The organism is Streptomyces sp. NPDC059092 (assembly GCF_042756365.1).
Lineage (GTDB): Bacteria > Actinomycetota > Actinomycetes > Streptomycetales > Streptomycetaceae > Streptomyces.
Window position 1 is genome coordinate 141,252 of record NZ_JBHZEJ010000009.1, and the last position, 18,279, is coordinate 159,530.

Genomic DNA, 18,279 nt, shown 5'->3' on the forward strand with positions numbered 1-18,279 from the left:
CCCGAATAGGCGACAGCCCCGCCGGAACCTTCCGGCGGGGCTGTCGTGGGCGTGGAATTGACGCCGGGTCACCCGGCGGCTGACGTCAGATGTGCACCCCGCCGCCCGCCGCGTCCGCGTTGTCGCCGCGCTTCGTCAGCAGGGCGACGAGGACCGCCACGGCCGCGACCCCGGCCGCGACCAGGCTGGCCAGGCTCATGCCGGACATGAAGGTGTCGTGCGCGACGGTGGTGATCTGCTGGGCGACCGCGGGCGGCATGTCCGCGGTCACCGGGGCCGCGCCGACCTGGACGGCCTCGGTCGCCGGTCCAGCCTGGGCGGCGGTCAGCGGGGGCAGCCCGGCGGCCGTCCAGTTGCCCGGCAGGTCGCTGGAGACCTTCGAGGCCATCACGGCGCCGAGTACGGCCGTACCGAGGCTGCCGCCGATCTGCATGGCGGACTGCTGGATGCCGCCGGCCACCCCGGACAGCTCCATCGGCGCGTTGCCCACGATGACCTCGGTCGCGCCGACCATCACGGGGGCGAGGCCGAAGCCGAGCATGGCGAACCAGACGGACATGGTGAGGCTGCTGGTGTCCGTCTCCAGGGTGGACATGCCGAACATGGCCGCGGCCGTGAACACCATGCCGCCGGCCAGCGGGATCCGGGGGCCCACCTTGGTTATCAGGAGTCCGGCGAGCGGCGATCCCACGATCATCATGCCGGTGAGCGGCAGCAGATGGAGACCGGCGTCGATCGGGCTCATGCCGTGCACGTTCTGGAGGTAGAAGGTGACGAAGAAGAGCCCGCCCAGGAAGGCGATGGCCATGAGGACCATCAGCACCACACCGGCGGAGAGCGGTACGGAGCGGAAGAGCGCCAGCGGGACGAGCGGTTCCCTGACCTTCGTCTCCCAGTAGGCGAATCCGCCGAAGCAGACCACCGCCACGACGATGAAGATCCAGGTCATCCCCGCGCCCCAGCCCCACTCGGGGGCCTTGATGATCGCCCACACCAGGGCGAACATGGCGACGGAGAGCAGCAGGATGCCGAGGATGTCGAAGGACCTCGGCGCGTTCCTGGCACGGTGGTCGAGCAGGATCAGCGTGCCGAGCACGAGGGCGATCACGCCCACCGGCACGTTGATGAAGAAGACGGACTGCCAGCTCACATGCTCGACCAGCACGCCGCCGAGGATCGGTCCGCCGGCGGTCGAGGCGCCGATGACCATGCCCCAGATGCCGATGGCCATGTTGAGCTTCTCGGCCGGGAAGGTGGCCCGGAGCAGACCGAGCGCGGCCGGCATCAGCAGGGCGCCGAAGAGCCCTTGGAGCACCCGGAAGGTGACCACCAGGGAGATGCTGTGGGAGAGCCCGATGGCCCCGGAGGCGGCGGCGAAGCCGGCGACGCCGATCAGGAAGGTCTGCCGGTGACCGAAGCGGTCGCCCAGCTTGCCCGCGGTGATCAGTGCCACGGCGAGCGCGAGGAAGTAGCCGTTGGTGATCCACTGGACATCGGCGAACGACGCACCGAGGTCGGTTTTGATGGCCGGGTTCGCGATGGCGACAATGGTGCCGTCGAGCGCCACCATCATGACGCCGATGGCCACGGAGAAGAGAGTCAGCCAAGGGTGGCCGCGCCGCCCCTTGGAGGGCGTCGGGCCCAGAGGTTCCGCGGGTTCCGGGCTCGGTGGCGCCTTGTCGACAGTGGTCTGACTAGTCATACCGCAGAAAGTAGTGTCAGCGACTGACAGTTGACAAACCATTTCACAAGACAGCAACTGTCATGTTACTCCCGAGTGAGCTCCCAGCTCCCCGAGTGAGAGTGAGGTCTCCGCGGTGACCGGCGGACTGCGCGCCCGCAAGAAACAACGCACCCGGGATTCCCTGCTCCGTGTGGCGCTCGAACTGTTCACCACGCAGGGGTACGAGCGGACCACCGTCGACGAGATCGCGGAGGCGGTGGAGGTCTCCCAGCGCACGTTCTTCCGCTACTTCGCCAGCAAGGAGGACGTGGCCTTCGCCATGGTGGACGTGGTGGAGTCCCGCTTCGTCGAGGCACTGCGCGCCCGGCCCGGTACGGAAGGCCCGTTCGAGGCGATGCGCAACGCGGTCTCGTCCGTCTGGGGCAGCGTGGGGGACACCATCGAGTCCGTCGTGACCGTGGAGCTGTACATGCGGTCGTACCGGATGATCGAGTCGACCCCGGCTCTGCTCGCCACCCATCTGCGCCGCTCCTCGGACCTGGAGGACGGGGTCGCCCGGCTCATCGCGGACCGGGAGGGCCTGGACGTCGACGCCGATCCGAGGCCCCGGGTCGCGGTCGCCGCGTTCACCGGCGTGATGCGGGCCACCGGGCGGCTCTGGAGCCAGGGCGAGGACTGCAGCGTGGCGGGGCTGGGCCGGCTGACCGAGGCGTATCTCGACCACCTCACCCCGCGGCTCCTGAGGGACGACTGGCGCTAGGGCGTGTTTCGAAAGTAGCGCCGTCCGCCCGTAGGGCGGGGCCTAGCTCCAGGGCTCGGCCACCCACACCGTCGCGCGATCCGCAAGGGCCGTTCGGGCGAACATCCCGGAAGGCTCGCGCCCGCCGTTGAGGCCGTGCGGGCACACGCCCCCACGCCGAGCCGCGCTCCGGAGTGTGCGCCCCACCGCACGTTCGGTGAGGTTACCGTCGGTTCAATCCCGCACGGCCGGTGATCTGTCTCACGCTCGTCGCGAGGCCCCCCGCGCGCACTCTAGGCTGAGGAGCAGTGACTTCCTTCGACTCCTCCCCCACTCTGAGCGCGTGGCGCGCGCTGCTCGCCCTCGCCGTCGTCTTCGTGATGCTGGCGACGACCGGATGGACCGCCGTACAGCACCAGCGCGGTCCCGGCGAGCCCTTGACAGCCGCCTTCAGTGCCTGGGAGCGGGGCCGTATAGGCGCCCGTCACCTGCCCGACCCGACCGGGCCCGCCAAGACGCTGACCGCCTTCTTCGCGTCCCTCGACAGCGGGCAGCAGTCACGGCTCGCGTCCCGGTATCCGCTCGCGGTCGGCAATCTCAACGGCGCCCCGGTCACCCTCCGCTACCGCGCCAACCGGATCGCGCTGGCCCAGGCCCGCACGGCCGAGGAGGGCCGGATGCAGGACAGCAGGCTGTCGAGCGACGGCCGTCAACTCGCGGGCCGCCGCATGCACCGGTACGAGTCACTGCTCAGCGGCGACCGGCAGATCCTCGCGTTCGACCCGTCGGGCCAGGGCCGGATCGCCGAGGTCCTGGGCAATCTCGACCGCGCCCAGCGCGTCTCCCTCGTCGTGCCCGGGGTCGACACGAACGTCCTGACCTTCGAGCGTTCGGACCGCTGGTTCTCGGCGACCGCGGGCATGGCCGAGTCGCTGTACTCCGCCGAACGCAAGGCCGACCCCGGCACCCGTACCGCCGTCATCGCCTGGGCCGACTACACCTCGCCCGCCGGCCTCGGCGTGGACGCGGCCATCGGCAAGCTCGCCGAGGACGGCGCCGTACGGCTCACCGCGCTCACCGCCGCCCTGCCCGGCCGGTCGGAGGTCTCGCTCTTCTGCCACAGCTACGGCTCCGTGGTGTGCGGGGTCGCCGCGCGCTCCCTGCCCGCCCGGGTCACGGACGTCGCCGTCGCGGGCAGTCCCGGGATGCGCGTCGAGAACGCCGCGCAGCTCGGGACCCGCGCCCATGTGTGGGCCATGCGGGACCGTGACGACTGGATCCAGGACGTGCCGTACCTCGCCGTCGGCGGGCTCGGCCACGGCGCGGACCCGGTGACCCGGGCGTTCGGCGCCCGGGTGCTCTCGGCGGGGGGCGCGGCCGGCCACGCCGGTTACTTCGAGCCGGGCACCGAGAGCCTGGACAACTTCGCGGACATCGGCGTCGGTTCGTACCGCGCGGTGACGTGCGCGGACACCGCCGGGTCGTGCCGGAGCGGCATCGCCTACGACGGCGAGACGATGGCCGGATAGGCAACGGCCGTAGGCCACCCGCTTCCCTGGACCGCGACGCGCCCCGCGCGGCCCGACGCGCGTAGATTCCCCCTCTTGGGCAGGCGACGCGAGCGCGCGCGCCGCCTACGATGTGGCACATGGGTGATGTGCTTGCGGGGATCCATGCCACCTGGGAGTTCGACAGCGACAGCGTGCTCATCCGGTTCGAACGCGGAATACGGACGCCGAAGCTCCTCTCGGCGCTGGGTGAACGCCGTATCCCGCACGAGGCGTTGTCGTCGGTGACGCTCGCTCCGGGCAGGCGCGGCACGGTCGTGCTGCGCGCCGTGCCGAGACCGGGCGCCGACCCGCTCACGGAGGCCGCGGCCGGACAGCTCAAGGAGAGCGGCGATCCGTACCGGCTGGTGCTGCCCGCCGAGTCCGAGACCCTCGCCGAGTACTACGCCGACGAGTTGCGCGCCGCGCTCACCGCCTCGTGGCTGCGGCGCGGGGGCCGCAGGGGCACGGACGGCGGACCGGAGCCCGACGAGCCCGCGGAACGTTACCTGGTCGCGGCGCCCGGGACGCCGCGGCACTTCAAGGCGTACGACGGCAAGGCGTCCTTCGACGGCGAGACCGTCCTGTTCCGCTGGTTCTGGACGGGCGCGTCCTCCACGAAGTGGAAGGCGGGCGACCAGCGCCTGCCCGTCACGGAGCTGGAAGGGGTCGAGTGGCGCTCCCCCGAGCTCTTCGACGGATATCTGCGCCTGCTGCCGCGCGAGGGCCACGGAGCGGCGGGGTCCGGGGCGGCGGGGTCCGGGGCGGGCCAGGCCGACCACGACCCGGCCGCCGTCGTCTTCGGGCTCGGCTACGGCCCGGTCCACGAGTCGCTGCCGTTCGCGGCGGCCGTCCTGGAGGCGGTCCGCGGCGCGGCGGCGAAGCGGGTGGCGGCGCCGGTCCCCGCGATGGTCTCGACGGGCCGGCGCGACCCGGCCGATGTGGCGGACCGGATCAGGCATCTCGGGGAACTGCACCAGGCGGGTCTGGTGACGGACGAGGAGTTCACCGCGAAGAAGACGGAGCTGCTGGCGGAGCTGTGAGCGTACGGCGGCGGGAGGACGAGGGCTGTGCGCGTACAGAGGCAGGAGTACGGGGCGGGAGTACGGGACCGGATGGAGGCGGGCGGGGTGTCATACCTGGGTATGAGACGGGGACCGGCTCCCCGGTATGACGCCGTCCGGGCGGCGGCTGCCTAGGCTGACCAGGTCATGAGTACCGCTCCCCCGCCACCGCCGCCGTCCCCGCCGCAGTCGAACCCGCCGCCGTCGTCCCCGGCCCCGCACTTCGCCTCCTCGCGCCGTGCCCTGTGGGCTCTCGCCGCCTCGCTGCGCACCCCCTCGGAGTCCACCGAACCGCTCCTCTCGCACGCGCCCAGGCAGTGGCAGCGGCTCTTCCCCTACGTGGTCCTCCTCGGCTTCGCCGTCACCCTGCTGCCCGTCACCGCCACGGTGCTCACCCAGGACTACCGGCTCGGCGGCGGCTGGTCGGGGGCGCTGGCCGCCGCGCAGGCCGCGCCGCTGCTGCTCGCCGTGAGCCGGCCGCTCCAGGCGTGGTGGATCATCTTCCCCGCCGATGTCGTCGGGGGGATCCTGCTCCTGAGCGCGGACGGGATCGACGGACGGCCGTGGCCCTGGCCGCCCATGGTGATCGTGGGCTACCTGGTGCTGATGATCTGCCTGGGGCTGCGCGAATCGCGCCGCACCCTGCTCGCCGTCTGGCTGGCCACCGGCCTCGCCGGGTTCCTCTTCGAGCTGATCTCGCAGAGCAGCAGCGACGGCACCCATCTGCTGCTCTTCGTCCTCAGCGGGCTCTTCCTGGTGCTCAGCGCCGCCCTGCGCGAACGCGGTGACGCCCAGCGCAGACTGGTGGAGCAGGAGACGATCAGCGAGGCGGAACGGGCCCGGCGGACCCTGCTGGAGGAGCGCGCCCGGATCGCGCGCGAGCTGCACGACGTGGTGGCCCACCACATGTCGGTGATCACCGTGCAGGCCGACTCGGCGCCGTACCGGATCGAGGGGCTGCCGGACGCCGCGCGGGAGGAGTTCTCCACGATCGCCGCCGGTGCCCGGGAGTCCCTGACGGAGATGCGGCGGCTCCTCTCGGTGCTCCGCAGCGACGGTACGGAGGGCGAACGGGCTCCGCAGCCGGGGCTCGACCGGGTGCAGCAGCTCGTGGAGGCGACCGTACGGGCGGGGGTCCCCGCCGAGTTGTCGCTCCCGGCGCGGCTGGGGCCCGTACCGCCGGCCGTGGACCTCTCCGCATACCGCATCGTGCAGGAGGCGCTGGCCAACGTGGTACGTCACGCGCCGGGCGCGCGGACGCGGGTGTCGGTGGTCCTCCACCCGGACCGGCTCACCGTACTGATCGTCAACGGCCCTGCCGTCGCACGGACTTCGCCGCTGGAGACCACCGGAACGGGCCACGGGCTGATCGGGATGCGCGAACGCGTACGGTTGACCGGCGGCACGCTGGACACCGGGCCGCTGCCGGACGGCGGCTTCCGGGTCGCGGCCCGCCTCCCCCTGACCGACGGTCCGACGGGCGCTTCCACGAACGCGCCGAAGGGCCCGGCCCCCGAGGACACCCCTTGACCATCCGCGTGATCATCGTCGACGACCAGGCCATGGTGCGCGCGGGGTTCGCCGCGCTGCTGTCCGCGCAGTCCGACATCGACGTGGTGGGCGAGGCGCCGGACGGCCGCAAGGGCGTGGAGGTCAGCCGTACCGTCCACCCGGACGTGGTGCTGATGGACGTCCGGATGCCGGAGATGGACGGACTGGCCGCCGCCCGCGAGCTGTTGAGCCCGCCGGTGGGGGTGATCCACCTCCCGAAGGTGCTGATGCTGACCACCTTCGACGTGGACGACTACGTGTACGAGGCGCTGCGCGCCGGCGCGTCCGGCTTCCTCCTCAAGGACGCGCCCCCGGCCGACCTGATCGCGGCCGTACGGATCGTCGCGGCCGGCGAGGCGCTGCTCGCGCCCTCCGTGACCCGCCGGCTGATCGCGGACTTCGCCCAGCGGCGGCCCGCCCCGCGCACGGACCGGAGCCAGCGGCTGCGCGGGCTGACGCCCCGGGAGACCGAGGTGCTGGAGCTGATCGCGCGCGGCCTCTCCAACCTGGAGATCGCCGGACGGCTGGTGGTCGCCGAGCAGACGGTGAAGACCCATATCGGCCGGGTGCTCTCCAAGCTCGGGCTGCGGGACCGCGCGCAGGCCGTGATCTTCGCGTACGAGTCGGGCCTGGTCACCCCGGGCGACGCGCCCGCCTGAGCCGCGCCGGGCGCCGGGCCCGCCCCGCACCACAAAGGTCCGACCCGCGCCACAAAGGTCCGACCCGTACGGGGCCCGCCCCCAGTACCCCCACTACCCAGGTATGACGCGGTAGTTGGCTCCCGGGTGTGACGTCCGGCCGTACACCTTCTTCCTACCTTCCTCCTCGCCACCTCGACGGGCGAGGACGGGAAGAGGGAGACGTACATGCGCCGCTACAAGAGGACTCTGGTCGCCGCCGCGCTGGCGACGACCGTGGCCGGGGGCACTGCGGGCTGGGCCTCCGGCGGTGCGCAGCAGGCCGTCACCGGGCCGCCGCCGGGGAGCGCGGCCTGGCGGGCGGACGGTGTGCTGGGCCGGCCGCTGCCCGATCCGGCCACGGCGAGCCCGCGCGACGTCGCCTCGTTCTTCCGTACGGTGACGCCCGGCCGGCAGCGGGAGCTGGCGCACCGTCACCCTTCGGTCGTCGGCAATCTCGACGGGGCGCCGGTGGCGCTGCGCTACGAGGCCAACGCGCTCGCGATCCGGACCGCGCACGATCCCCGGTACGGGCGGCTCGCCGCGCCCGGGCGGCAGATCCTGGTCTTCGACCCGCGCGGCCGGGGTCAGGTGGCCGAGGTGTACGGCGATCTGACGGCCGCGCCCCATGTCTCCGTCGTCGTGCCGGGCTCGGACATCGACGCGGGGAGCTTCGACCGCGCGAAGGACCCGTACGGCACGCCCGCCGGGATGGCCACGTCCCTGCGGGCCGCGGCCGGCGACCGTACCGCCGTCGTCGCGTGGGCGGGTTACACCACCCCGGTGGGGGTCGGTCTGGACGCGGCGACCGGGGGCCTCGCCGAGGCGGGGGCCGGGCGGCTCGCGCGGTTCACCCGGGGGCTCGTGGCGGCCGGGGCTGCGAAGCCCGCGCTGTTCTGCCACAGCTACGGCTCGGTGGTCTGCGGGCTCGCAGCCCCCGAGGTGAACGCCACCGACATCGTCGTGTGCGGCTCGCCCGGGATGCGCGCCGACCGGGTCGCCGACCTCCGTACGGAGGCGCGCGTCTGGGCGGCGAAGGACCCGTCCGACTGGATCTCCAAGGTCCCGAACGTCGAGTTCGCCGGGCTGGGCCACGGCCCCGACCCGGCCGGCGCGGAGTTCGGCGCCCGCCGGGTGCCCGCCACCACGGCCCACGGTCACACCGGCTACTTCGTCCCCGGCACGGACTCGCTCCGCGCCTTCGCCGCCATCGCGCGCGGCGACAGCGCGCGGGCCCTCACGGCGGGAGAGAACCGGTGATCGCCGGGACCGTGGCGAAGATCGAGGCGCGTACCCCCGCCTCCCGCGACCGCGCCGTCGACGGGCTCCGCGCCCTCGCGCTGCTCGCCGTACCCACCGGACACTGGCTGCTCGGCGGCTTCACGCTCGACGCCGACGGCGCGCTGCACAACGCGAGCCCCCTCACCTCCTTCGGCGGCTTCGCCCCGGTGAGCTGGGTGCTCCAGATGCTCGGCATCTTCTTCCTCGTCGGCGGGTACGCCTCCGTCCTCTCGTACCGGGGAAGGCGCTCCACGACGGCCGCCTGGCTCCGCGGGCGCGTGGTGCGCCTGGGCAGGCCGGTGCTCGGGGTGACGGCGGTGTGGGCGGTGCTGCTGCCCCTGCTGTACGCGCTCGGGGTGCCCGGTACGACGCTGCGGACCGCGTCGACGCTGGTGATCCAGCCGCTGTGGTTCGTGGGGATCTACGTGATCGTGACCGCGCTGACCCCGTGCTGCGTCGCCGCGGCGCGCCGGCTCGGCGGCTGGGCCGCCGCCCCGCTGCTGGTCTCCGTCGCCGCCGTCGACCTGCTGCGGTACGGGCCGTACGCGCAGGCGATGCCGTCCTGGCTGAGCGTGCTGAACGTCCTGCCGGGGTGGATCTTCGCGTACCAGCTCGGTGTCTCGTGGGGCGAGGGGCGGATCGGGCGGCGCGGGGCGCGTTTCCTGCTCGTCGGCGGCGCGCTGCTCTTCGCCGTACTGCTGGCGGTCTTCCACTACCCGGCGTCGATGGTCGGGGTCCCCGGGGAGGTCCGTACGAACTCGCATCCGCCGTCGCTGCTGGTGCTCGCCCTCGCCGCCACGCAGAGCGGTGCGGCGATCCTGGTACGGGACCGGCTGGGGCGGCTGCTGGCACGGCCCGCGCTGTGGGCGCCGGTGGTGGTCGTGAACCTGTCCGCGATGACGATCCTGTGCTGGCACCAGACGGCGATGCTCGCCGTCGCCGTGCCCGGCTCCTTCGCCGGCGAGCTGGCCGGGCTGACGACCTCGCCGGACACCCTCGGGTGGATCCTGGCCCGGCTGACGTGGCTGCCGCTCTTCGCGACGCTGCTGGTGGTCGTCGGCCGGTACGCGCGCGGCTTCGACGGGCCGTGGGAGAGCGGGACGCGCGGTGCGCGGGCCCGCCGCGCGGCGGCGGGGCTGCTCGCGGCCGGCTTCGCGGTGTTCGCGCTGGGGCTGGCGTGAGCCACGGGGCGGGTGGTCGAGCCGCGGCGGCGGGTGCCCCTCCGGGGAGTACCCCTCCCGGGAGGGGTACTCCCCGGAGGGGCAGTGCTCCCGGGCGGGTCACTCCCGGGCGGTCGAGGTGGAGCTCATGTCGGCGTACCGGCCGCCCGCCACCCGTGCCGCGATCGGCTCCAGCAGGCTCAGCTCGCTCTCCGTGAGGATGAGATGCGTCGCGGCGGTGTTCTCCTCGATCCTGGCGCGGCTGCGGGTACCGGGGATCGGTACGACGGCCAGGCCGTGCAGCGGCGCCCGCTGCTGCACCCAGGCGAGGGCGACCTGGCCCGGGGTGGCGTTGCGCCCCTCGGCGATCTTGCGGACCGGCTCCAGCAGGGCGGCGTTGGCGGCGGCGTTCTCCCCGGTGAAGCGCGGCTGCTGGCGGCGGAAGTCGTCGGCGCCCAGCTCGCGCTCCGCGTTGACGAACGAGCCGGTCAGGAAACCCCGGCCGAGCGGGGAGTACGGGACGAGCCCGACGCCCAGCTCGGCGGCGGCCGGGACGGCGGTCCGCTCGACGTCGCGGCTGAAGAGCGACCACTCCGACTGGAGCGCGGTGATCGGGTGCACGGCGTGGGCCGCGCGCAGTTCGGCGCCGGTGACCTCGCTCAGCCCGAGGTACTTGACCTTGCCCTCGTCGATCAGCTCGGCCATGGCACCGACCGTCTCCTCGATGGGGACGTTCGTGTCGCGCCGGTGCATGTAGTAGAGGTCGATCCGTTCCACGCCGAGCCGCCGGAGGCTGGCCTCCACGCAGCCGCGCAGATAGGCCCGGTCGTTGCGGATGATCCGCCTGGTGGGGTCTTCGGGGTCGACGCCCAGCGAGAACTTGGTCGCGAGGACGATCTCGTCGCGGTGCGCCCCGACGAACGGCGCGAGGAACTTCTCGTTCTCGCCGTTCCCGTACATGTCCGCCGTGTCGTACAGCGTCACGCCCAGCTCCAGAGCGCGCTCCAGGGTGGCCCGCGCCTCGTCGGCGTCCGTGGGCCCGTACGCGAAGCTCATGCCCATGCAGCCGAGCCCCTGGGAGCCGACCTCCGGGCCGCCGGTGCCGAGGCGTACCTTCTCGATCCTGCCGTCGTTCGCGCCGTGACCCGCGCTGTGGCTCTTGTTGTCGCTCATCGGGGTTCAGAACCTCTCCGACGCCGTGCGGGCGTCCGCGTAAAAGCTGATCTTGTGGTCGAGTACGGACACGGTGTCCTGAAGCTCCGCGATCCGGCGCAGGACATCGCGGCGTGTCCGTTCCAGCAGCTCCTGGCGCTCCTCGAACGTGTCGTCGCCTACCCGGAGAAGCTCGGCGTAACGGACCATGTCCGCGACGGGCATCCCGGTCAGCCGCAGTTTGGTGACGAACATGAGCCAGTCCAGGTCCCGGTTGCTGAAGCGGCGCTGCCCGGTGTGCGACCGGTCGATGTGCGGCATGAGCCCGATCCGCTCGTACCAGCGCAGGGTGTGCGCGGTGAGTCCGGTGAAGGCGGCGACCTCACTGATCGTGTAGCGGTCCTGGCCGTTGGGGCGCGGATGCGCGGGCGGCGGGGCGGCGCAGCCCTCCACGCGGGCTGTCCGTACGGGGCTGGTCTGGATCAGCGTCATGTCATCAACGCTAGATCCTTGGAGTGCACTCGAAGCAAGTCCTTACGCCCGAATGGCCAGGGGCCGGCCCGTCCCCCGGCCGGACTGTACGGCGGCCCCCGGTGCGGCCTCCACAGAGTCCCCCGGCACGGTCTCCGGAGGGTCCCCGGTACGGCCTCCAGGGCGGCCCGTGGGGATGTCGTACCCGCCCAGTAGGCTCGTGCGCATGCAGAGCCTGGCGATGATCGAGAACTGGCCCGTGCCGCACGCCGCGGCCGTCGTCGTGCGCGCCGACGGGAGCGTCGCGGGGACGTACGGGCCCACGTCGCGGCGTTTTCCGCTCGCCTCCGTGACCAAGCCGCTCGCCGCGTACGCGGTGCTCGTGGCGTACGAGGAGGGCGCCGTCGAGCTGGACGAGCCCGCCGGGCCCGAAGGGGCCACCGTGCGGCATCTGCTCGCGCACACCAGCGGGCTGGCCTTCGACGAGCACCGTGCGGCGAGCGCGCCAGGCACCCGGCGGCTCTACTCGAACGCGGGGTTCGAGGTGCTGGGCGACCATGTCGCCAGGGCCACCGGCATCCCCTTCGCCGACTACCTCCGCGAGGCCGTGCTCGAACCGCTCGGGATGGCCGACACGGAGCTGCCGACGGAGGGTTCGCCGGCCAAGGACGGGGTGTCGACCGCCGACGACCTGGCGCGGTTCGCCGCCGAGGTGCAGGCGCCCCGGCTGCTCGATCCGCGTACGGTGCTGGAGGCGATGAGCGTGGTCCACCCGGGGCTCTCCGGCGTACTGCCCGGGTACGGCAGTCAGAAGCACAACGACTGGGGTCTCGGCTTCGAGATACGGGACGGCAAGTCGCCGCACTGGACGGGGAGTTCGTCGTCGCCCCGCACCTTCGGCCACTTCGGGCAGTCCGGTACGTTCCTGTGGGTCGACCCGGACGCGGGGGCCGCCTGTGTGGCCCTGACGGACCGGGACTTCGGGCCGTGGGCGATCGAGGCGTGGCCGCCGTTCACGGACGCGGTGCTGGCGGAGCTGGCCGGATAGCGCCCCTCGGGACCGCGCGGGACGCCGGGAAGAGGCGCCCTGCCGGACCGCGCGGGGCGGGGCCGGGTCAGGCCGGCATCTCCCAGAGCAGCACCTCGGCCGCCTGGTCCCCGGTCCCCGGCCCCGCGACCAGTTCGAGCCCCCGCGCGTCGGTGATCCGCGCCGAGTCGCCGGGGCCCAGCTCCCCCGTGCCGCCGGCGCCCTCGGTCCGGTCGGGGCCGTCGAGCCGTACCACGCCCCGCACCACGTGCGCGTACACCGACGGCGCGTCCGGCACGGCGGAGCGCTCGCCGGCCCGCAGCCGCCGCACGTGCAGCAGCGCGCCCGCCCCCGGGAGGGCGTACGGCGTGGCGTCGGCGATGCCCCGTACGACCTCGTACGCGGGCTCGCCGCCCGGCTCCAGCGGTGTCAGCCACATCTGGACGAAGACCAGCGGGACCGCCCCGTCGTTGCGCTCCACATGGCGCACCCCGCCCGCGGAGCTGAGCCGCTGGACGTCCCCTGGCCGGACGACCGTGGCGTGTCCGGCCGAATCTCGGTGGGTCAGCTCGCCCTCGACGACCCAGGTGACGATCTCGGTGTCCCGGTGGGGGTGCTCGCCGAACCCGGCACCGGGCGCGAGCCGTTCCTCGTTGCAGGCGAGCAGCGCGCCGAAGCGGAGGTTGTCCGGATCGTAGAAGTGTCCGAAGGAGAAGGCGTGCAGCGACGCGATGCCCTCGGCGGTGTCGCCGCCCGCGTAACGCTCCGCTGCGTACCGTACGAGAATCACGTTTCCACCGTAGTCCCGCCCCATGGCCCCGGCCCCACGGGCACCCGACCCGATAAGGCAGTCTTGTCCCGTGCCTGAACCCTCGAACGAACCCCATCCGCACCCCGCGACACTGCGGCGGCTGGAGCAGTCCTCAGGACGGCTCGCCGCGAACGCCATCGCCCGCATGGACGGGACGCTGCCGTGGTACCGCGCGATGCCGCCGGAGAACCGGTCGTGGATCGGGCTCGTCGCGCAGGCGGGCATCGCCGCGTTCACCGAGTGGTTCCGTCACCCGGAGACCCCGCAGGCCATCTCCACGGACGTCTTCGGTACGGCGCCGCGCGAGCTGACCCGGGCGATCACCTTGCGCCAGACCGTCGAGATGGTGCGGACCACGATCGAGGTCATGGAGACGGCGATCGAGGAGGTCGCCGCCCCCGGCGACGAGTCCGCGCTGCGCGAGGCGCTCCTCGTCTACGCGCGGGAGATCGCCTTCGCCACCGCGCAGGTGTACGCGCAGGCCGCCGAGGCGCGTGGCGCGTGGGACGCTCGGCTGGAGTCCCTGGTCGTCAACGCGGTGCTCTCCGGTGAGGCCGACGAGGGCGCGGTGTCCCGGGCGGCGGCGCTGGGCTGGAGCTCCCCCGAACATGTCTGTGTGCTGCTCGGCACGGCCCCCGACGGGGACAGCGAGCTGACCGTGGAGGCGATCCGGCGGGCCGCGCGCCACGCCAAACTCCAGGTGCTGACCGGGGTGCTGGGCAATCGGCTCGTGGTGATCGCGGGCGGCAGCGACGATCCGCTGAAGGTCGCCAAGGCGCTGATCGGCCCGTACGCGGCCGGTGCGGTCGTCGCGGGCCCGGTGGTGCCCGACCTGCTGGCCGCCACGAAGTCCGCGCAGGCCGCGGCGGCGGGTCTCAAAGCGTGTTTCGCCTGGCAGGACGCCCCGCGCCCGGTGCTGGCCGACGATCTGCTGCCGGAGCGCGCGATCGCCTCCGATCCTGCGGCGCGCGAGCAGTTGGTGGAGGAGATCTACAGACCGCTCGAAGAGGCCGGTTCCGCGCTGCTGGAGACTCTGAGTGTCTATCTCGAACAGGCGAGCAGTCTGGAGGGCGCCGCGCGGATGCTCTTCGTCCACCCGAACACCGTGCGCTACCGGCTGCGACGTGTGACTGACGTCACCGGATGGTCACCCTCCGATGTCAGGTCCGCGTTCACGCTGCGGATTGCGCTGATCCTGGGGCGCCTGGCCGACGGCGATCCCCAGTCCTAGACTTTTGTCGTACCCCAACAATTCCCCTCACGGTTCTTCGTTCCTGTCCCCACGGGCGGTGAGGACCGTACACAAGAGAGAGTGTGAGTGTGCTCGTACTCGTCGCTCCCGGCCAAGGCGCTCAGACGCCCGGCTTCCTGACCCCCTGGCTCGATCTGCCCGGTGCCGAAGACCGGCTGCGGGCCTGGTCGGCCGCCATCGACCTGGATCTGGTCCACTACGGCACGAAGGCCGACGCGGACGAGATCCGCGACACCGCCGTGGCGCAGCCGCTGCTCGTGGCTGCCTCGCTGCTGTCGGCGCGCCAGCTCTTCCCCACCACCGGTGACCTCGCGCCGCACGTCGGCGCGGTCGCGGGCCACAGCGTGGGGGAACTCGCCGCCACGGCGCTCGCCGGAGTGTTCACGGACGACGCGGCCATGGGCCTCGTACGGGCCCGGGGGCGGGCGATGGCCGAGGCCGCCGCCGTCACCGAGACCGGTATGTCCGCGCTGCTCGGCGGTGACCCGGAGACGACACTCGCCCATCTCGACACGCTCGGCCTGACCCCGGCGAACGTGAACGGCGCCGGTCAGATCGTGGCCGCCGGCACGCTCGGCCAGCTCGCCGCGCTGGCCGAGGACAAGCCCGAGGGCGTACGGCGTGTCGTGCCGCTGAAGGTCGCCGGGGCGTTCCACACGCACCACATGGCGCCCGCCGTCGAGAAGCTGGCGGCTGCCGCCGCCTCCGTCGACACCGCCGACCCGGCCGTTCCGTACGTCTCGAACAGCGACGGCACCGTCGTGCCCACCGGCTCCGAGGTGGTGGCACGGCTGATCGGCCAGATCGCCAACCCGGTGCGCTGGGACCTCTGCATGGACACGTTCCAGGAGCGGGGGGTGACCGCGCTGATCGAGCTGTGCCCCGGTGGCACCCTGACCGGGATCGCGAAGCGTGCCCTGCCCGGAGTGCGGACCCTGGCGCTGAAGACCCCCGACGACCTCGAAGCGGCCCGCGCGCTGATCGCCGAGCACTCCTCCGCACCGTCCTTGCACGCCTCGCACCAGTCCTCGCACTCCTCCACGGCTGAATAAGGAGCCAGAGAGCATGTCGAAGATCAAGCCCAGCAAGGGCGCCCCGTACGCGCGCATCATGGGCGTGGGCGGCTACCGCCCGGTCCGGGTGGTGCCGAACGAGGTGATCCTCGAAACGATCGACTCGTCCGACGAGTGGATCCGCTCCCGCTCCGGTATCGCGACCCGCCACTGGGCCTCCCCCGAGGAGACCGTCGCGGCGATGTCCGTCGAGGCCGCCGGCAAGGCCATCGCCGACGCCGGGATCACACCCGGGCAGATCGGCGCCGTGATCGTCTCCACCGTCTCGCACTTCAAGCAGACCCCGGCCATCGCGACGGAGATCGCCGACCGGATCGGCGCGGGCAGACCCGCCGCGTTCGACATCTCGGCGGCGTGCGCGGGCTTCGTCTACGGTCTGACCCTGGCCAAGGGCATGATCGTCGAGGGCTCCGCGGAACACGTCCTGGTCATCGGCGTGGAGCGGCTCTCGGACCTGACCGACCTGGCGGACCGCGCGACGGCCTTCCTCTTCGGTGACGGCGCGGGCGCCGTCGTCGTCGGCCCCTCGAAGGAGCCGGAGATCGGCCCGACGGTGTGGGGGTCCGAGGGCGACAAGTCCGACACCATCAGGCAGACCGTGCCGTGGGACGATTTCCACGCCGGTTCCCAGGAGAAGTTCCCGGCCATCACGCAGGAGGGCCAGGCGGTCTTCCGCTGGGCCGTCTTCGAGATGGCGAAGGTCGCCCAGCAGGCGCTGGACGCCGCAGGCATCACCCCGCAAGATTTGGATGTCTTCATTCCGCATCAGGCCAACATGCGGATCATCGACTCGATGGTGAAGACTCTGAAGCTGCCGGACAGCGTCACGGTCGCCCGCGACGTCGAAACCACCGGCAACACCTCGGCCGCCTCGATCCCGCTCGCTATGGAGCGGATTCTGGCGACCGGGCAGGCGAAGAGCGGTGACACCGCGCTCGTCATCGGCTTCGGGGCGGGTCTCGTGTACGCGGCGACGGTCGTTACCCTCCCCTAGGCACACCGGATCCTTCCGGAACGCCTTCCGTAACCCTCTGCTCCATATCTGCTCAATATCTAAAAGGAGATCGCCCACCATGGCCTTCACCCAGGAAGAGATCGTCAAGGGTCTCGCCGAGATCGTGAACGAGATCGCCGGGATCCCGGAGGAGGACGTCAAGCTCGACAAGTCCTTCACCGACGACCTGGACGTCGACTCGCTGTCCATGGTCGAGGTCGTCGTCGCCGCCGAAGAGCGCTTCGACGTGAAGATCCCGGACGACGACGTCAAGAACCTGAAGACGGTCGGCGACGCCGCCGACTACATCGCCAAGCACCAGGCCTGACAGCTACGAGGCACGACTCCGGATCCGTCCGGAGAGATCCCTCCGGGCACGTCTGACGCCTGACGTTCGACCCGTTCATCGCGGCAGACGCCACCCGGTGGTGGCGCCGTAACAAATTCAGCACCCTCTACACGTGGAGAAGAATTCCAGTGAGCCAGACCAATCGCACCGTGGTCGTCACCGGTATCGGCGCAACCACACCACTGGGTGGCGACAGCGCTTCGACCTGGGAGGGTCTGCTCGCCGGCCGCTCCGGTGTCCGGCCCCTGGAAGGCGAGCGCTTCGCCGACCTGCCGGTCCGGATCGCCGCCACCGCTGCCGTCGACCCGTACGACGTACTGCCCCGGCCGCTCGCCCGCAAGCTCGACCGCTCGGCGCAGTTCGCGCTGATCGCGGCCAGGGAGGCGTGGGCGGACGCCGGTTACACCGCCAAGGCGGGCGACGACCCGACGGTCGACGCCGACCGGCTCGGCACCGTGATCGCCTCCGGCATCGGCGGCGTCACGACGCTGCTCGACCAGTACGACGTGCTGAAGGAGCGCGGCGTACGCCGGGTCTCCCCGCACACCGTGCCGATGCTGATGCCCAACAGCCCCTCCGCCAACGTCAGCCTGGAAGTGGGCGCCCGCGCGGGCGTGCACACCCCGGTCTCCGCGTGCGCCTCGGGCGCCGAGGCCGTCGGCTACGCGGTGGAGATGATCCGTACCGGCCGCGCCGACGTGGTCGTCGCCGGCGGTACGGAAGCGGCCATCCACCCGCTGCCCATCGCGGCGTTCGCCAACATGATGGCGATGTCCAAGAACAACGACGAGCCCACCAGGGCCTCGCGCCCCTACGACAAGGGCCGCGACGGCTTCGTCCTCGGTGAGGGCGCCGGCGTCGTCATCCTGGAGTCGGCCGAGCACGCGGCCAAGCGCGGCGCGCGCGTCTACTGCGAGATCCTGGGCCAGGGCCTCTCCTCGGACGCCCACCACATCGCGCAGCCCGAGCCGACCGGCCGCGGCATCGCGAAGGCCATGCTCAACCTGCTGGACTCCTCGGACCTCAAGCCGTCCGAGGTCATGCACCTCAACGCGCACGCCACGTCGACGCCGCAGGGCGACGTCGCCGAGATCAAGGCGCTGCGCCACGTCCTGGGCGAGGACCTGGACCACGTCGCGATCTCCGCCACGAAGTCGATGACCGGCCACCTGCTGGGCGGCGCGGGCGGTATCGAGACGGTGGCCACGGCGCTCGCGCTGTACCACCGCACGGCCCCGCCGACGATCAACCTCGACGACATCGACGAGGAGGTCGACGCGGACGTGGTGCGCGGCGAGCCCCGCACCCTGCCGTCGGGCACGATCGCGGCGATCAACAACTCGTTCGGCTTCGGCGGCCACAACGTGGTGCTGGCGCTGCGCACGGTCTGAGACCACGAAGAGGTGGGGGGGGGCGGCGAGGCGGGCGGGCCCCACCCCCAGGTTTG

At 72.3% G+C, this 18,279-nt stretch carries 17 protein-coding genes; 13 read left to right on the plus strand and 4 right to left on the minus strand.

The window, feature by feature from the left end; translation table 11 throughout:
* Window positions 1-85: 85 nt before the first annotated feature.
* Window positions 86-1,702, minus strand: a complete 1,617-nt coding sequence (locus ACFXPL_RS08515) for an MFS transporter (RefSeq protein ID WP_384914554.1) — start codon at window positions 1,700-1,702, stop codon at window positions 86-88.
* Between the two features lie 115 nt (window positions 1,703-1,817).
* On the opposite strand from ACFXPL_RS08515, the gene ACFXPL_RS08520 reads away from it, so the two are divergent.
* The 7 genes from ACFXPL_RS08520 (at window position 1,818) to ACFXPL_RS08550 (ending at window position 9,724) form a co-directional block, all read left to right on the plus strand.
* Complete coding sequence (locus ACFXPL_RS08520; RefSeq protein ID WP_384914557.1) at window positions 1,818-2,444, plus strand: TetR family transcriptional regulator; 627 nt, start codon at window positions 1,818-1,820, stop codon at window positions 2,442-2,444.
* Window positions 2,445-2,731: 287 nt separating this feature from the next.
* Window positions 2,732-3,952 carry an alpha/beta hydrolase gene (locus ACFXPL_RS08525; protein ID WP_384914560.1) on the plus strand — a complete coding sequence of 407 codons (1,221 nt, stop codon included), beginning with the start codon at window positions 2,732-2,734 and terminating at the stop codon, window positions 3,950-3,952.
* Window positions 3,953-4,071: 119 nt separating this feature from the next.
* A complete protein-coding gene (locus tag ACFXPL_RS08530) occupies window positions 4,072-5,013 on the plus strand; it encodes a DUF4429 domain-containing protein (RefSeq protein WP_384914563.1) in 942 nt (313 codons plus the stop codon).
* A gap of 168 nt (window positions 5,014-5,181) precedes the next feature.
* Window positions 5,182-6,564, plus strand: a complete 1,383-nt coding sequence (locus tag ACFXPL_RS08535) for a sensor histidine kinase (RefSeq protein ID WP_384914566.1) — start codon at window positions 5,182-5,184, stop codon at window positions 6,562-6,564.
* Window positions 6,561-7,244: a response regulator gene (locus ACFXPL_RS08540; protein ID WP_384914569.1), complete on the plus strand. Its 684-nt coding sequence runs from the start codon at window positions 6,561-6,563 to the stop codon at window positions 7,242-7,244. Before ACFXPL_RS08535 ends, ACFXPL_RS08540 begins: the two co-directional genes overlap by 4 nt.
* A gap of 207 nt (window positions 7,245-7,451) precedes the next feature.
* Entirely contained in the window at window positions 7,452-8,522 is a 1,071-nt protein-coding gene (locus ACFXPL_RS08545) for an alpha/beta hydrolase (RefSeq protein WP_384914572.1), read from the plus strand.
* Entirely contained in the window at window positions 8,519-9,724 is a 1,206-nt protein-coding gene (locus ACFXPL_RS08550; protein WP_384914575.1) for an acyltransferase, read from the plus strand. Before ACFXPL_RS08545 ends, ACFXPL_RS08550 begins: the two co-directional genes overlap by 4 nt.
* Before the next feature lie 99 nt (window positions 9,725-9,823).
* On the opposite strand, the gene ACFXPL_RS08555 is transcribed toward ACFXPL_RS08550, so the two are convergent.
* Together ACFXPL_RS08555 and ACFXPL_RS08560 are read right to left on the minus strand one after the other, a co-directional pair.
* Window positions 9,824-10,876, minus strand: coding sequence for an aldo/keto reductase (locus ACFXPL_RS08555; RefSeq protein ID WP_384914578.1), 1,053 nt, complete (start codon window positions 10,874-10,876; stop codon window positions 9,824-9,826).
* 6 nt (window positions 10,877-10,882) lie between these two features.
* Window positions 10,883-11,347, minus strand: a complete 465-nt coding sequence (locus ACFXPL_RS08560; protein ID WP_384914581.1) for a MerR family transcriptional regulator — start codon at window positions 11,345-11,347, stop codon at window positions 10,883-10,885.
* A 205-nt stretch (window positions 11,348-11,552) separates the two neighbouring features.
* Here ACFXPL_RS08560 and ACFXPL_RS08565 point away from each other — a divergent pair, with 205 nt between their 5' ends.
* Entirely contained in the window at window positions 11,553-12,374 is an 822-nt protein-coding gene (locus tag ACFXPL_RS08565) for a serine hydrolase domain-containing protein (protein ID WP_384914584.1), read from the plus strand.
* A 67-nt stretch (window positions 12,375-12,441) separates the two neighbouring features.
* Here ACFXPL_RS08565 and ACFXPL_RS08570 read toward each other — a convergent pair whose 3' ends face one another.
* On the minus strand, window positions 12,442-13,167 hold the full coding sequence (locus tag ACFXPL_RS08570) for a pirin family protein (RefSeq protein ID WP_384914587.1): 726 nt from the start codon (window positions 13,165-13,167) through the stop codon (window positions 12,442-12,444).
* On the opposite strand from ACFXPL_RS08570, the gene ACFXPL_RS08575 reads away from it, so the two are divergent.
* From ACFXPL_RS08575 to fabF, 5 genes are all read left to right on the plus strand, one after another.
* Window positions 13,166-14,395, plus strand: a complete 1,230-nt coding sequence (locus tag ACFXPL_RS08575; RefSeq protein ID WP_384914590.1) for a PucR family transcriptional regulator — start codon at window positions 13,166-13,168, stop codon at window positions 14,393-14,395. The genes ACFXPL_RS08570 and ACFXPL_RS08575 overlap by 2 nt on opposite strands.
* Before the next feature lie 89 nt (window positions 14,396-14,484).
* The gene (locus tag ACFXPL_RS08580) at window positions 14,485-15,468 is read left to right on the plus strand and encodes an ACP S-malonyltransferase (protein WP_384914637.1); all 984 of its coding nucleotides are present in this window, start codon (window positions 14,485-14,487) and stop codon (window positions 15,466-15,468) included.
* A gap of 13 nt (window positions 15,469-15,481) precedes the next feature.
* Window positions 15,482-16,483 (plus strand): ketoacyl-ACP synthase III, encoded by a 1,002-nt coding sequence (locus ACFXPL_RS08585; RefSeq protein WP_384914593.1) that lies wholly within the window; start codon window positions 15,482-15,484, stop codon window positions 16,481-16,483.
* Window positions 16,484-16,562: 79 nt separating this feature from the next.
* Window positions 16,563-16,811: an acyl carrier protein gene (locus ACFXPL_RS08590; protein WP_384914594.1), complete on the plus strand. Its 249-nt coding sequence runs from the start codon at window positions 16,563-16,565 to the stop codon at window positions 16,809-16,811.
* 149 nt (window positions 16,812-16,960) lie between these two features.
* The gene (gene fabF / locus ACFXPL_RS08595) at window positions 16,961-18,223 is read left to right on the plus strand and encodes a beta-ketoacyl-ACP synthase II (protein ID WP_384914597.1); all 1,263 of its coding nucleotides are present in this window, start codon (window positions 16,961-16,963) and stop codon (window positions 18,221-18,223) included.
* Window positions 18,224-18,279 lie beyond the last annotated feature (56 nt).

Bases quoted from the DNA above. Each gene is read 5' to 3' on its own strand.
- ACFXPL_RS08535 (WP_384914566.1), top strand. From the start codon at position 5,182: ATGAGTACCGCTCCCCCGCCACCGCCGCCGTCCCCGCCGCAGTCGAAC.
- ACFXPL_RS08590 (WP_384914594.1), top strand. From the start codon at position 16,563: ATGGCCTTCACCCAGGAAGAGATCGTCAAGGGTCTCGCCGAGATCGTG.
- ACFXPL_RS08530 (WP_384914563.1), top strand. From the start codon at position 4,072: ATGGGTGATGTGCTTGCGGGGATCCATGCCACCTGGGAGTTCGACAGC.
- ACFXPL_RS08570 (WP_384914587.1), bottom strand. From the start codon at position 13,167: ATGGGGCGGGACTACGGTGGAAACGTGATTCTCGTACGGTACGCAGCG.
- ACFXPL_RS08575 (WP_384914590.1), top strand. From the start codon at position 13,166: ATGGCCCCGGCCCCACGGGCACCCGACCCGATAAGGCAGTCTTGTCCC.
- ACFXPL_RS08515 (WP_384914554.1), bottom strand. From the start codon at position 1,702: ATGACTAGTCAGACCACTGTCGACAAGGCGCCACCGAGCCCGGAACCC.
- ACFXPL_RS08585 (WP_384914593.1), top strand. From the start codon at position 15,482: ATGTCGAAGATCAAGCCCAGCAAGGGCGCCCCGTACGCGCGCATCATG.
- ACFXPL_RS08565 (WP_384914584.1), top strand. From the start codon at position 11,553: ATGCAGAGCCTGGCGATGATCGAGAACTGGCCCGTGCCGCACGCCGCG.
- ACFXPL_RS08560 (WP_384914581.1), bottom strand. From the start codon at position 11,347: ATGACGCTGATCCAGACCAGCCCCGTACGGACAGCCCGCGTGGAGGGC.
- ACFXPL_RS08545 (WP_384914572.1), top strand. From the start codon at position 7,452: ATGCGCCGCTACAAGAGGACTCTGGTCGCCGCCGCGCTGGCGACGACC.
- ACFXPL_RS08555 (WP_384914578.1), bottom strand. From the start codon at position 10,876: ATGAGCGACAACAAGAGCCACAGCGCGGGTCACGGCGCGAACGACGGC.